The sequence below is a fragment of the Streptomyces sp. NPDC059534 genome, assembly GCF_042743475.1.
Taxonomy (GTDB): Bacteria; Actinomycetota; Actinomycetes; order Streptomycetales; family Streptomycetaceae; genus Streptomyces.
In genome coordinates, this window is sequence record NZ_JBHWAQ010000002.1 from 63,311 (window position 1) to 74,869 (window position 11,559).

General features: G+C 69.6%; 20 protein-coding genes. 19 read left to right on the top strand and 1 reads right to left on the bottom strand.

From position 1 onward, the window contains the following. Positions 1-19: 19 nt before the first annotated feature. Entirely contained in the window at positions 20-478 is a 459-nt protein-coding gene (locus tag ACFVZH_RS02400) for a hypothetical protein (RefSeq protein WP_384891898.1), read from the bottom strand. Between the two features lie 290 nt (positions 479-768). Between ACFVZH_RS02400 and ACFVZH_RS02405 the strand changes: the two genes are divergently transcribed. The 19 genes from ACFVZH_RS02405 to ACFVZH_RS02495 all read left to right on the top strand — a co-directional run bounded on the left by ACFVZH_RS02405 (position 769) and on the right by ACFVZH_RS02495 (position 11,533). Continuing rightward, positions 769-987, top strand: a complete 219-nt coding sequence (locus ACFVZH_RS02405) for a hypothetical protein (RefSeq protein ID WP_384891900.1) — start codon at positions 769-771, stop codon at positions 985-987. A 44-nt stretch (positions 988-1,031) separates the two neighbouring features. Next, the gene (locus ACFVZH_RS02410) at positions 1,032-1,355 is read left to right on the top strand and encodes a hypothetical protein (protein WP_384891902.1); all 324 of its coding nucleotides are present in this window, start codon (positions 1,032-1,034) and stop codon (positions 1,353-1,355) included. Positions 1,356-1,454: 99 nt separating this feature from the next. After that, entirely contained in the window at positions 1,455-1,661 is a 207-nt protein-coding gene (locus tag ACFVZH_RS02415) for a hypothetical protein (RefSeq protein WP_384891904.1), read from the top strand. Then, positions 1,658-1,909, top strand: coding sequence for a hypothetical protein (locus tag ACFVZH_RS02420; RefSeq protein ID WP_384891906.1), 252 nt, complete (start codon positions 1,658-1,660; stop codon positions 1,907-1,909). Before ACFVZH_RS02415 ends, ACFVZH_RS02420 begins: the two co-directional genes overlap by 4 nt. Beyond that, positions 1,906-2,310, top strand: coding sequence for a hypothetical protein (locus tag ACFVZH_RS02425; protein ID WP_384891908.1), 405 nt, complete (start codon positions 1,906-1,908; stop codon positions 2,308-2,310). Before ACFVZH_RS02420 ends, ACFVZH_RS02425 begins: the two co-directional genes overlap by 4 nt. Then, complete coding sequence (locus ACFVZH_RS02430) at positions 2,307-2,834, top strand: hypothetical protein (protein ID WP_384891910.1); 528 nt, start codon at positions 2,307-2,309, stop codon at positions 2,832-2,834. Before ACFVZH_RS02425 ends, ACFVZH_RS02430 begins: the two co-directional genes overlap by 4 nt. After that, entirely contained in the window at positions 2,834-3,046 is a 213-nt protein-coding gene (locus ACFVZH_RS02435; RefSeq protein ID WP_384891912.1) for a hypothetical protein, read from the top strand. The genes ACFVZH_RS02430 and ACFVZH_RS02435 overlap by 1 nt, the downstream gene beginning before the upstream one ends. After that, positions 3,043-3,585, top strand: a complete 543-nt coding sequence (locus tag ACFVZH_RS02440; protein WP_384891914.1) for a hypothetical protein — start codon at positions 3,043-3,045, stop codon at positions 3,583-3,585. The genes ACFVZH_RS02435 and ACFVZH_RS02440 overlap by 4 nt, the downstream gene beginning before the upstream one ends. Then, the gene (locus ACFVZH_RS02445) at positions 3,582-3,782 is read left to right on the top strand and encodes a hypothetical protein (RefSeq protein WP_384891917.1); all 201 of its coding nucleotides are present in this window, start codon (positions 3,582-3,584) and stop codon (positions 3,780-3,782) included. Before ACFVZH_RS02440 ends, ACFVZH_RS02445 begins: the two co-directional genes overlap by 4 nt. Positions 3,783-3,866: 84 nt before the next feature. Further along, complete coding sequence (locus ACFVZH_RS02450; protein ID WP_384891919.1) at positions 3,867-4,124, top strand: hypothetical protein; 258 nt, start codon at positions 3,867-3,869, stop codon at positions 4,122-4,124. Next, the gene (locus tag ACFVZH_RS02455; RefSeq protein WP_384891922.1) at positions 4,121-4,300 is read left to right on the top strand and encodes a hypothetical protein; all 180 of its coding nucleotides are present in this window, start codon (positions 4,121-4,123) and stop codon (positions 4,298-4,300) included. The genes ACFVZH_RS02450 and ACFVZH_RS02455 overlap by 4 nt, the downstream gene beginning before the upstream one ends. A 113-nt stretch (positions 4,301-4,413) precedes the next feature. Then, a complete protein-coding gene (locus ACFVZH_RS02460) occupies positions 4,414-5,589 on the top strand; it encodes a hypothetical protein (RefSeq protein ID WP_384891925.1) in 1,176 nt (391 codons plus the stop codon). A 107-nt stretch (positions 5,590-5,696) separates the two neighbouring features. Further along, a complete protein-coding gene (locus ACFVZH_RS02465; protein ID WP_384891928.1) occupies positions 5,697-5,939 on the top strand; it encodes a hypothetical protein in 243 nt (80 codons plus the stop codon). Positions 5,940-6,036: 97 nt separating this feature from the next. Then, complete coding sequence (locus ACFVZH_RS02470) at positions 6,037-6,894, top strand: PD-(D/E)XK nuclease-like domain-containing protein (RefSeq protein ID WP_384891931.1); 858 nt, start codon at positions 6,037-6,039, stop codon at positions 6,892-6,894. After that, positions 6,891-7,697, top strand: a complete 807-nt coding sequence (locus ACFVZH_RS02475) for a hypothetical protein (RefSeq protein ID WP_384891934.1) — start codon at positions 6,891-6,893, stop codon at positions 7,695-7,697. Before ACFVZH_RS02470 ends, ACFVZH_RS02475 begins: the two co-directional genes overlap by 4 nt. Further along, positions 7,694-8,029, top strand: coding sequence for a hypothetical protein (locus ACFVZH_RS02480; protein ID WP_384891937.1), 336 nt, complete (start codon positions 7,694-7,696; stop codon positions 8,027-8,029). The genes ACFVZH_RS02475 and ACFVZH_RS02480 overlap by 4 nt, the downstream gene beginning before the upstream one ends. After that, complete coding sequence (locus ACFVZH_RS02485; protein ID WP_384891940.1) at positions 8,026-8,208, top strand: hypothetical protein; 183 nt, start codon at positions 8,026-8,028, stop codon at positions 8,206-8,208. Before ACFVZH_RS02480 ends, ACFVZH_RS02485 begins: the two co-directional genes overlap by 4 nt. Beyond that, a complete protein-coding gene (locus tag ACFVZH_RS02490; protein WP_384891943.1) occupies positions 8,205-8,828 on the top strand; it encodes a hypothetical protein in 624 nt (207 codons plus the stop codon). Before ACFVZH_RS02485 ends, ACFVZH_RS02490 begins: the two co-directional genes overlap by 4 nt. Then, positions 8,828-11,533 (top strand): DNA cytosine methyltransferase, encoded by a 2,706-nt coding sequence (locus tag ACFVZH_RS02495; protein ID WP_384891945.1) that lies wholly within the window; start codon positions 8,828-8,830, stop codon positions 11,531-11,533. The genes ACFVZH_RS02490 and ACFVZH_RS02495 overlap by 1 nt, the downstream gene beginning before the upstream one ends. Positions 11,534-11,559: the final 26 nt, after the last annotated feature.

Below are 11,559 nucleotides of genomic sequence, written 5' to 3' on the forward strand. Positions count from 1 at the left end.
CACCCCGTGCCGGTCTGCCTCAGCCTTCGTCGCGCTTGGCCCGCTCGTCGGCCTCGATCATCGCCTGCCATCGCCGCCGCTCGGAACGGCCCATGCCCGCGAGGTGGGCCACGATCACGCGGATGTCGTCGTCGTAGCCGGCCAACTCGGTCGCCTCGTACTCCAGGTACTGGATGGCGGCGGCCCGCTGCACGACGGCAAGCGGCTTCTGCAGCCCGGCGGCCAGGGCTTTCAGCCGCTCGGGCGTGGGGGCCGTGGTGACGGCATTGGTGGCCATCTTCTGGAAGTACGGCTTGGAGAGTTTCAGGCCGGCAGCCGTGGCTCGGTCTTCCATCTCCTGGTAGGAGACGCCGCGGCCGTCGTCGTTGACGGTGCGGACCAGCTGGGACAGGGCGTCGCGATCCATGTCCCGGGCAAGGCTGTCGGGGATGTCGTGCGAGGGGGTAGTGCGGTTCTGCTCGGGGGCTGACGCCTCCATGCCGCGTTCTCCTCGGATCTCGTTCACAACGGGTGTCTCTCGTCTGGACCGTCCTGATCCAGCAAATTGCAGGTCAGGCCGTACAACCTTCTCGCTTCGAAGACGAAGCGTCTACAAGTTGATGCTACCGCCGTGGCGACTTGGCGAAAACTTCACATCCGGCCGTTCGGATCGGTAGACGCTGCGGATCCGATGTGCTTCTATGTTCTCACCGAGAGCCGAACTGTTCCGATCGGGAGACGGTGAGAGTGCGCTATGAACTCCGCAGCAAAGAGATCCTCCGGTGGGTCATGGACCACCCCGGTCGAGGAGTCCCCTTCTCGATACGAGCTCTCGCCACCGCGATCGGTCGCCACCCCTCGCTCATCGGCCACCTGCTGACCGGCGAACGTGACGACCTCGAATCCGAGGACGCCCAGGCGACCGCGGAGGTCCTCGGGGTAGCCCTCCTGGTCCTCTTCGCGCCGCCCGCGTCTCCGAATCAGAACAGCGTGGCTCCTGAGAAGTGACAGACCCGTCAGGGGCTCCCAGCCCCCAGTCAGAAAGGCACCAAGTGCCCACGAACCGAAAGCTCACGGTCCCGCCCCCGCCCGAGGGATTCGTCTGGGCCCAGGACTACCGCGACCACGATGGCCGGATTCAGCGCGGAATCGCCAGCCGCCTCGGCATCACCTACAGCACGTGGCGCAAGTGGCGCATGCGGGGCGAAGGCCCTCCGGCCGTCCTGATCGGCAAGAGGCTCGCGGCCCGGATCGAGTGGATCGACCGGTTCAACGACCAGCGCGGCGACGAGGCCGTTGCCGCCCACGAAGCGGCTGCCGCCGACGCCGAGCACTCGATGCGCCCCGCCGAAAGCCGCCTCGCCCCCGCCGCCTAGCGCGGTATGCGGGCCGCCGCCGGAGGTCAGAGCCCGACGGCCAGCCCTTCGAGATCCACCCCTCCACCGCATGCAACCTGCGAGAGAGAAGAGGACCCCGTGTCCCGAGTATCCCAGTCCCCCGGCGACATCGTCGAGTTCGGTGTCGCCATCCCCTTCGAGGACGTCGACGGCCCGAACGTGCTGATCGTCCAGATCGGCCGGAATCAGAAGGCCATCACGGAGGCCGCCGCCCAGGAGAGCCCGACGGCCCTCGTGTACAGCCGGCAGCTCCCCTCCACGGTCTGGACGGAGGTGGCGGCGTGATCACCCTCCCCCTGACGCCCGTCCCGATGCCGATGAAGGTCAGGCTGCTCGTCCTCGACTCCACCCCAGAGCCGGTTCGCCAGGCCATGTCGGACGTGGAGGGTGCCCGGCGTGAGATGCGGGCCTACCGGCCGCTGGCCTGGGCCGAGGACGCCGCCGACCGCGAGGACACGCTCGCCTGCCTGGCCCGCGCCAACAAGGTGCTCGGCACCTACGACCCGCGACTCGTCGTGCGAGGTGCGATGTGAGTGCCCGCCAGGACCCGACGCGCCGTGAAGAGCTGCTGCTCATGCTCCGCAGCGGGGGCGCCTCCCACTTCGAGACCGCTGCGCGTGCAGTCGACCTCGCCATCACCGAGGCGCTGGCCGAGCAGGCTGCCGAGCTGGAGAGCTACGAGCGGCTCAGCCCGCAGCAGTGCCCGAAGGGGATTCACTCCGACTGGCTGATCGACTCCGAGTACGCCCACGCCTGCCCGTGGTGCCGGATTGCCGAGCTGGAGGCCGAGCGCGACGCGCACCGCAAGGCGTCTGGCTGCACCTGCATCGACGGACCGGAGTTGGACGCGGGCCAGCTGCTGCACTCCAGCTACTGCGCCACCGTGATCGGGCTCCTCCCCTCCGTCCCGCAGCAGCGGGGTGAGTCGCGATGAGCGCCGAGTTGAGGAACGTGACCCTCGCCGCCAACGACATGGCCCGCGAGATCGAGGCCCTGAAGGGCCAGCTGGCCGAGCTGGCGAGCCGGGCCCACCGTGTGGCCGCCTCTCACGAGCACTTCATCCAGGACCACAGCGACCCGGGATCCGAGGCCCTCGGCGCCCAGTACGAGCTCATCAACTGGCTGGCCCGCTCCGAGCACCACGAGGGCCTGCCGCTGGACCCGGCGGAGAAAGCCCTCCGGGTCATCCTGCAGGAGCTCGACCAGCGCGGCGACGAGGTCAACGCGCGCTTCATCCGCGGAGCGATCGCCGAAGTGCTGCCCCGCGAGGACATGTCGGACCGGCGGCGCCGGGTCTACGTCGACGCTCGCGGCAACGGCTGGATTGACCAGTCGGTCGAGCAGGACGGGACCAAGTGGGTCGTCCAGCTGTCCAGCATGGCGGCCGGCGGATCCGAGCCGAAGGAAGCCGTCGCCAACCGGACCGGGTCCCTTCGCGAGATCGGCAGGTGCTGGTGATGACCGCCGCCGACATCGCCCGCCTGGACGTCACGCAGGCCGCCCTCGAGCAGCAGATCGCCGTACTGCGCGACTCCCAGCGCCGGCACGCCGCCCTCGGCAACGAGGACGAGGTCGTCGCCGACGGAGACGCGATCTACCTGCTCCGCCACCCCGAGCTGTGCTCCGCCGACACCGACTACCCGAACTGGATCCCCGGGAGGGCCTCGTGACCGACGACCGCGCAGATCTCCTGAAGCTCCACGACTGGGACGAGCTCATCTTCGGCGGCTTCTACTGCCTCCACTGCACCCCCGACGACGCCTGGGACTACTCGATCGCCTGGCCCTGCCAGCCGCTCCTCGACGCCGGCATCACCCTCGACGACGCCCGGCAGATCATCGAGCAGCACCGGGACGAGATCGAGGCCAAGCACCAGGCGAGGGCCGCCAAGCTCAAGGCGAAGAAGGACGAGGAGAAGCGGAAGGGTCAGCAGGCCGCCGACGACTTCAACTCCCGCTACCCGGTCGGAACCCGTGTCATCGCCTACCCCGGCGTCCGCCCCGACGACCCGATCGCTCAGAAGTTCCAGGAGCGCATGAAGGCGGGCCTGGTCTGCGGAGGGGAGACGGACCCCACCGAACGACTCGACACGGTCACCCGTACCCCGGCCTGGACGCTCGGCCACGGCGAGCCCGTCGTCTCCGTCGATGGCTACGCCGGCGGCATCTGCCTCAGCCACGTCGACGTCGCCGAGCAGGCCGTCTCATGATCCGCCCCACGGTGGATGTCCTGTCGCCGCTGCTGTCGGTGCCGGAAGTCCCCGCGGCTGCCAGTCACCAGCTGCTCGCCGGCCTGGACCTCGCACCGCGGACCACCGTCCCTGCCTGGATCACCGACCCGGGCCTGCGGGCCGACATTCTCGCCGGATTCGCCGAGATCCCCGACGACGTGCGGGGTGCCCAGTGACCCGCGCCTGGATCCAGCTCGCCGCGGTTGGTGCCGCATCCCTCGCCTTCGTGGCTATCGGCCACCGCCTCTGGAGGAAATCCCGTGCGTAAGCCTGTCCCGACCGCCCTGCCCGACCTGATCGGCTCCGTCCGTCGCAACCCGCAGGGCACCATGCTCGCCGTCCTGTGGCCGTCCCCGCCGCACCCGTCCCGCTGGATGGTCACCGACCGCTGGGGCTCCTGCGGCTACGAGCCCGACACCACGGTCGCCACGTGGCCCGTCGTCGGCGCCGTCCCCTTCTCACCGGCCGCCGGGATGGAGCTCAACGCCCCGGTACCGAGGGCGAGGAGGTCGGCGTGAGCGCCTACCTCCGCTGCCCGGCGCCGAGCTGCCAGCACCACGTCTACGTCACCGCCAGCCGGGCCGCGGCCGACGACATGACCGACCACATCGTCGCCAAGCACGGCTTCCCCGAGGTCTCCGCCAGCCACCAGGCGCAGATGCTCCTCCCCATCACCGGCCCCCGCGCCGCCTGATCTCGCCGGGCCCAGCGGTGACCCGACCCGCCGGCCCGGCGGCACAACCCCGCAGGACGCCCCGTCGAGGCGAATTCGACGGGGCGCGACCCAAGCATCCCAGAAGGAGCATCGTGAGCATCACCGTCAACGCCCACCAGCTCGGCCTCCTGATCGACAAGACCATCGCCCACATCGGCGACGAGACCATCAAGCCGCTCCACGGCATCCGCCTCGACGTCGACGGCCGCTACCTCTACGCCGTCGCCTCCGACCGGTACACGCTCGCCGCCGCCCGCTACAAGCTCAACCACGACGACACCGCCCAGGAGCCGTGGGCCTGCACCATCCCCGGCACCAGCCTGAAGGCCCTGCGCGAGTGGACGGCCGGACACAAGGGCGGCATCGACATCGGCATCCAGCTCGACGACAACGTGGCCACCTTCAACTCCGCGCAGGCCACGTTCAGCGTCAACGTCGACTGCGGCCTGGAGTTCCCCGACTGGCGCGGCCTGATCCACACCATGACCGAGTACGCGGTCGAGGAGCAGCCGTTCCCGTCCTTCAACAGCAGCATGCTCGCCCGGTTCGGCAACGCCGAGAGCTACCTTCACGTCCGCCTCACCGCGGACAGGAAGGCCGCGCTGCTTGTCTCGGAGGACTTCATCGGCGCGGTGATGCCCACCGACTCGAGGGGGCTCGGACCGGTCAGCCTTGAGACGTTCGAGAAGGCGCGCGACCTGTGGCAGTGGACGCTCGCTGCCGGCGGCAAGGGCGTCGAGATGGACACGGCTATGCCCAAGCCGGACCAGCCCGCCACCGGCGCGGTCCGTACCGTCCCGGCTGCTGGTGAAGAGAGCCTGCGCGAAGTGCTCCGGGCCACGTGGGACCTGCACGACGTCGACTACCACGCCGACGGCGACCTGTGGTTCGCGTACATCCGTGTCGCCGTCGCCAACTGGATCGCGTTCCGCTACCTGGACGCTCTCCACCAGGTCGACCCCCGGGCCGCACGCCAGGTCGTCGAGGACACGGCCGAGCAGCTCGACTCCGGCGAGATCGGCGAGTGGGCCTGGGACACGGCCAAGCAGGCTGGCCACGACCCTCAGCAGTGGGAGAACGAGCACAGGAACGCCGTGGCCGCCCATCGCGAGAAGCAGCCGCCGGAGTGGGCCGAGCGCCTTGCGACGGGCCTCAATGCGGCCAAGGGCGCTGACATCGGCTTCCACGTCGACGACAACCCTCACGTCGTCTACGACGAGCAGGCCGAGCAGTGGACCGCCGTGAAGCCCGAGACGGCCAAGGCGTAACCCCACCCATAGACCGGCGCGTCGAGCCACCCCCAGCTCCGCGCCAGCCAGCCGCCCCAAGCCCCCAGCGCGGGGCGGCTGGCACCCCACACCCTCAGGAGCCCCAGATGGACAGCATCACCCCGGAAGTCGCGAACCACGTCCTCTTCCACTACGGCCGCGGCGGCTACCAGGCCGGCGGGTTCACCGAACAGATCATCAAGGCCATCGACATGGCCGACCCCGGCAACCGCGACAAGCTCGCCCTCGGCTTCCCCGGATACGTGGCCGCCATCGTCGCCATCCAGTACGACCCCAACGGCGTCGACCGCCTCACGGTCATCGCGACCAGCGGCGAGGTGGCCGCGTGATCACCTGCACCCGTTGCGGCGACATCGACGGACCCTTCGTCCGCACCGACACCGGCACCCACTGCGAAGGCTGCGCCGAGACCCAGGACGGCCAGCAGTGACCGCGGCGGCAGGGGCTCCCGCACTGGGCCTGCACGACGACCTGTCCAACGAGGCTTACCACGCCGACAAGACCAGCCTGTCCTCGTCCGGCGCCCGGAAGCTCCTGCCGCCGTCCTGCCCCGCCAAGTTCCGCCACGAACAGGACCACCCCCAGCCCGCCACCAAGACCTTCGACTACGGCAACGCCGCCCACAAGGAAGTCCTCGGCAACGGCCCCGAGCTCGTCCTCGTCGACCACGACCTGTGGAACACCGACGCCATCCGCGCCGAGGTCGCCGCCATCCGGGCTGCCGGTGGGATCCCGCTCAAGCGCCACGAACTCGACATGATCAAGGCGATGGGCGAGGCGCTCCGAGCCAACCCGCTCGCCGCCGCGCTCCTCGACCCGGCCCACGGGGCACCCGAACAGTCCGGGTTCTGGATCGACGGGCCCACCGGAATCCGGCGACGCGTTCGCTTCGACTGGCTGCCCCAGCGCCAGGCGGGCCGGCTCATCATCCCCGACTTCAAGACGGCTGACGACGCCAGCGAGGACGCCTTCCGGAAGTCCATCGCCAAGTACGGCTACAACATGCAGGCCGCCTGGTACGAGGAGGCCGCGCAAGCCCTCGACTTGGGCGGCGAGGACACCGAGCTCCTGTTCATCGTGCAGGAGAAGAAGCCCCCGTACCTCGTGAACGTGATCGGCATCGACTACTTCGCCCGCGAGATCGGCCGCGCCAAGAACCGGGCCGCCATCGACATCTTCGCCGACTGCATGGCCAGCGGCGTGTGGACCGGCTACGGCGACGAGCCGAACTACGTAGCCCTCCCCGGCTGGATCGAGAACCGCGACAAGGAGACCTACCTGTGAACAGCCCAGTCACCAGCCCCGCCAGCCGTATCGGCCAGTCGACCGCGATCGAGATGTCGCGCGCCGAGGCCGAGGTCAAGGCCGCCGTGTTCATCGCCCAGCAGAACCCGCGCAGCATCGAGAACGCGCAGGCAGAGATGCGGTTCGCGTGCCGCCAGTACGCCCTCGCCGAGAAGGCTTTCTTCTCTTACCCGAAGGCGGGCGAGACCATCAGCGGCCCGTCGATCCACCTGGCCCGCGAACTCGCTTTGATCTACGGGAACATGCAGCACGGGACGATGGAGTTGTCCCGCGACACGGCTCTGGGCCAGTCCGAGATCCTCGCCTACGCCTGGGACCTGCAGCGCAACTCCCGCTCCTCGCAGATCTTCATCGCTCCCCACACCCGCGACACCCGCAAGGGCAAGAAGGACCTTACGGACCTTCGCGACGTCTACGAAAATAACGCCAACCTCGGCGCCCGCCGGCTCCGTGAAGCGATCTTCGCAATGCTGCCCGCCTGGTACACGGCCGAGGCCATCGCGATCTGCAAGGAGACCCTCGCCGCGGGCGACGGCACGGCCCTCGAGGCCCGCGTCCAGCAGGCCATCACCGAGTACGCCCGGGTCGGCGTCTCCCTTGTTCAGCTGGAGACGAAGATCGGCCAGCCTCGGGACGACTGGAACGAGTCCGACGTCGCCGAGCTCCAGGTCATCTTCCAGTCCGTCTCGCGCGGCGAGATGAGCCGCGACGAAGCCTTCCCGCCCGCCCGCATCACCGCCGCCGAGATCACCGGCCAGGGCGGAACGGGGGCAACGTCATGACCTCCATCCAGCCCGCGCTCGACGGCACCGTCCCCGAGCAGTCCGCCCGCCGCCAGCGTGCCGAGGACTACGAGACGTGGCTCGCCCAGGTCTGGCCGAAGTACATCGATGCCGCCGCGTCCGGCCGCACCTTCACCTTCGCCGAGATAGCCGAAGAGCACCGCCTCCCCGAACCGCCCGACAGCCACATGTGGGGCCGCCTCGCCACCCGGCTGAAGGAGGAGGGCTACACCCGCACCGCCGGCTGGGCGGCCTCCCCTCGCCCCACCGTGCACCACTCCGGGGTTCGCACCTGGAAGGGCACCGCCGCAGCACGACGAGCCGCGGCATGACGTCCCGGAAGCGCCGGGAAGCGGACTGCTGGCGAAAGCTCGCGGCCCTCCGGATCCTCGCCGACCTCGACGACTGGCGGGCCATCCGGCGCATGCGCGAAGCCGTCGAATCCCTTGAACTCTGCCAGGCCCTCTGGCAAATCCCCGCACGCCAGCCCCGGAAGGAGGAAGACCGATGACCGCAGCACTCCGGCCCCTGCTGGCCACGCGAGCCGTCGCCATCCACACCCGACCCCCTCTCCCCACCGACACGACGACCACCGGCGACATCGACTGGATCGCCATCGAACGCGCCATCACCGGCGACACCCCAAGGCCCACGCTCACCGCCGAAGAACGCCTCACCGCCACCCTCCTCCTCGTGCGGGCCGGCTGGACCGAAGCCGCCACAGCGCAGGTGGTCGGAGTCGACAAGCGGCAGATCGCACGCTGGAAGTTCGAGCACGGCATCGGCGGATCCAGCGCATGCCGCGAAGACGAATGCGACGACATCGTGAAAGCGCGCGGCCTGTGCGACCGGCACTACCGCCAGCAGGCACGCCAGCGGGAAGCAGCGCCCCGACCGCCCCGAAAGCCGCGAGAGCCCGCCCGCTGCGGAACCCGCGCCGGCTACAAGCGCCACAGCCGCAAGGGCACCCCCTTCTGCGATGCCTGCCGCGCCGCCAACACCGAGCACACCCGCGAGCTCACACGCCGGCGCGCCGAGCAGCAGACCGCCGAAGTGCCCATCGACATCACCCGGAACCACCTTCAGCAGGAGCTGCTCCGCAACCCCGAGCCCCGAAAGGAAGCCGCCTGATGGCCCTCCACGACAACGACGCTCTCACCGTCATGGACTGGTTTTGCACCGACACCGAGACCGAGATCTTCACCGCTCGTGGGTGGCGCCGCTACGACCAGATCGCGGAGGGGGACCTGGTCGCCAGCCTCAGCACCGTCGACGGAGTGGCGCGCTGGGTGCCGATCCAGCGGATGAACATCTTCGACCTGGTCGACGAGAAGATGCTGAAGATCGAGGGCAAGGCTCTCTCCGCTCTGGTAACCGTCGGCCACCGCTGGCCCGTCCAGCAGCGCGTCGGGACTCCGTCCGGACGCCAGAAGCAGTGGCAGATCCGCACCTCCGACCAGCTCAACCTCGAGTCGTCGGTCGTCCGAAGCGCGCCCTTCGAGCTGCCCGAGCGCAGCCTGCACGATGACGCGCTGGTCGAGCTCGTCGGGTGGGCGTGGACCGAGGGCAGCTACCGCGCGAACGGTGGACTGCACCTGTCGCAGTCGCCGTCGGTCAACCCCGGGAAGTGCGAGCGGATCGAGAAGGCGCTGACCGCGCTCTACGGGCCGCCCATGGGCCGAGCCGGCCGCCGCGTTGGACAGCCGGCGTGGAACGTCGCGGACTACGAGGGCACCAGGTACTGGCGCCTCAATGTCGCGGCAGCCGCACCCATTCTCGCCGCTGCCCCCGACCACGTCCTCGACCCCGCCTGGCTGCTCAAGCTCACCTCCGCGCAGCTTGACCTCCTGGTGGAGTCGTCGATGCTCGCCGACGGGACGACCCGGGTCAGGAACGGTGCGCGCGACTCGTCCCTGTCGCAGAACCGGAAGGACCGTGCTGAGGCGTTCCAGTTCGCCGCCATCCTGGCCGGCCGGGCAACGTCTATCCACCGGTGGGAGATGCAGCACAAGGGCACCGTCTACCCGATGTGGCGGGTCTCGCTCCTGGAGCGGGTCACCGCCAAGCCCTTGCGGCAGGCGGTCGCCGAATGGACCACCTACACCGGAGTCGTGTGGTGCCCCACGGTGGAGCATGGAACGTGGCTGTGCCGCCGTAATGGCCTGGTCCACTGGACCGGAAACTGTGGAGCCGGCGGATCCAGCCAGGGCGTCCACGCCGTCCCCGGTGTCCGCGTCGAACGCGCCGCGAACCACTGGCGGCTCGCCATCGAATCGCACGCCGCGAACTTCCCGCAGACCAGCCACTACCAGGGCGACATCCGCAAGGCCCCCGTGTGGGACTGGCCCGTCACCGACATCTTCTGGGCCTCCCCGGAGTGCACGAACTGGTCCGTCGCCAAGGGCAAGAAGCGGGACTTCGCCAGCGCCATGCAGGGCAGCCTCCTCGACCTCCTCGCCACCACCGATGAGGACGACGAGCCGTCCGCCGAGGAAGAGTCCCGGGCCCTCATGGAAGAAGTCCCGCTGTACCTGCGCGGCGTCATCGAGCGCGGCGGACTCGTCAAGGCCGGGATCGTCGAGAACGTCACCGACGTCCGCGCCTGGGACCAGTGGGACCGCTGGATCGGCGAGATCCACAAGCTCGGCTATCGCACCCGAATCATCGCCCTCAACAGCATGCACGCCGACCCGCGGTCCGTGCACCGGGCACCGCAGTCCCGCGACCGGCTGTACGTCGGCTACTGGCACGAGTCCCTCGGCCGGACCCCCGACTGGGACAAGTGGCTTCGCCCTCGGGCCTGGTGCTCGGGCTGCGACCGGCACGTGCAGGCGATGCAGGTGTTCAAGGACCCGAAGCGCGACATGGGCCGCTACCGGCAGCAGTACGTCTACCGCTGCCCGAACACGTCCTGCCGCAACCAGATCGTCGAGCCCGAGGCCCTCCCCGCGGCGGCCGCGATCGACTGGTCCATCCCCGGTCAGCGGATCGGCGACCGGTCCAAGCCCCTCGCCGACAAGACGATCGCCCGCATCGAGGCAGGGCTGAAGAAGTTCGCCCGTCCGGTGCCGATGATGGTGCCCGCCGGCGGCACGTGGCGAGACGCGGCCGTATCCGTGGCGGAGCCGATGCCGGCGCGCACCACGCGGGAGAACGACGCGCTGATGGTGCCGCCGCTGATGGTTCCCGTCGAGGGACGGGAGGGGAAGAACGCTGCCTCCGCGCACGGTCCGCTTCGGGCCATGACGACCCGGAACGAGACGGGCCTCGCCTGGCTGCCGTTCATTGCCGAGCTTCGCGGTGGCGGGTCAGTCGCACGGTCCGTGTCCGAGTCCCTCGCCACCGTAACCGCCTCCGGCAACCACCACGGGCTCGTCGCCCCGGCGGCCATGGTGATGCGCAACAACGGCAGCAAGGGCGACGGCGGCGAGCACTGCACCACGCCAGCGGAGCTGTTCCGGACCATGACTACGGCCGGCCACCAGTCGCTCCTCACCTGGGAGCACATGCTCGTCCCCTACTACGGCAACGGCGCACCCCGATCCGTGAACGAGCCGATCGGTGCGCTCACGACCCGCGACCGGTACGCCCTGGTCCGGGGCGAGATTCAGGTCGACGACGTTCTCTTCCGAATGCTCGAGCCCCACGAGATCGGCCGGGCCATGAGCTTCAGCGACGACTACATCGTCCTCGGGAACAAGCGCGACAAGGTCCGCCAGTACGGCAATGCCGTCACCCCGAACGCCGCCGAGATCCTCGTCTGCGCCCTCGTCGAAGCCGTCACCGGCGAGCAGATCGACAGGCACGCCGAGCCCGCCTTCGCGGCCGCCGCCTAGCCACCCACCCACCGCAGCCGGAAAGA

Excerpts from the sequence above, each read along its gene's own strand:
- ACFVZH_RS02400 (WP_384891898.1), bottom strand. The coding sequence starts at position 478 with ATGGAGGCGTCAGCCCCCGAGCAGAACCGCACTACCCCCTCGCACGAC.
- ACFVZH_RS02405 (WP_384891900.1), top strand. The coding sequence starts at position 769 with ATGGACCACCCCGGTCGAGGAGTCCCCTTCTCGATACGAGCTCTCGCC.
- ACFVZH_RS02430 (WP_384891910.1), top strand. The coding sequence starts at position 2,307 with ATGAGCGCCGAGTTGAGGAACGTGACCCTCGCCGCCAACGACATGGCC.
- ACFVZH_RS02435 (WP_384891912.1), top strand. The coding sequence starts at position 2,834 with ATGACCGCCGCCGACATCGCCCGCCTGGACGTCACGCAGGCCGCCCTC.
- ACFVZH_RS02445 (WP_384891917.1), top strand. The coding sequence starts at position 3,582 with ATGATCCGCCCCACGGTGGATGTCCTGTCGCCGCTGCTGTCGGTGCCG.
- ACFVZH_RS02465 (WP_384891928.1), top strand. The coding sequence starts at position 5,697 with ATGGACAGCATCACCCCGGAAGTCGCGAACCACGTCCTCTTCCACTAC.
- ACFVZH_RS02480 (WP_384891937.1), top strand. The coding sequence starts at position 7,694 with ATGACCTCCATCCAGCCCGCGCTCGACGGCACCGTCCCCGAGCAGTCC.
- ACFVZH_RS02485 (WP_384891940.1), top strand. The coding sequence starts at position 8,026 with ATGACGTCCCGGAAGCGCCGGGAAGCGGACTGCTGGCGAAAGCTCGCG.
- ACFVZH_RS02490 (WP_384891943.1), top strand. The coding sequence starts at position 8,205 with ATGACCGCAGCACTCCGGCCCCTGCTGGCCACGCGAGCCGTCGCCATC.
- ACFVZH_RS02495 (WP_384891945.1), top strand. The coding sequence starts at position 8,828 with ATGGCCCTCCACGACAACGACGCTCTCACCGTCATGGACTGGTTTTGC.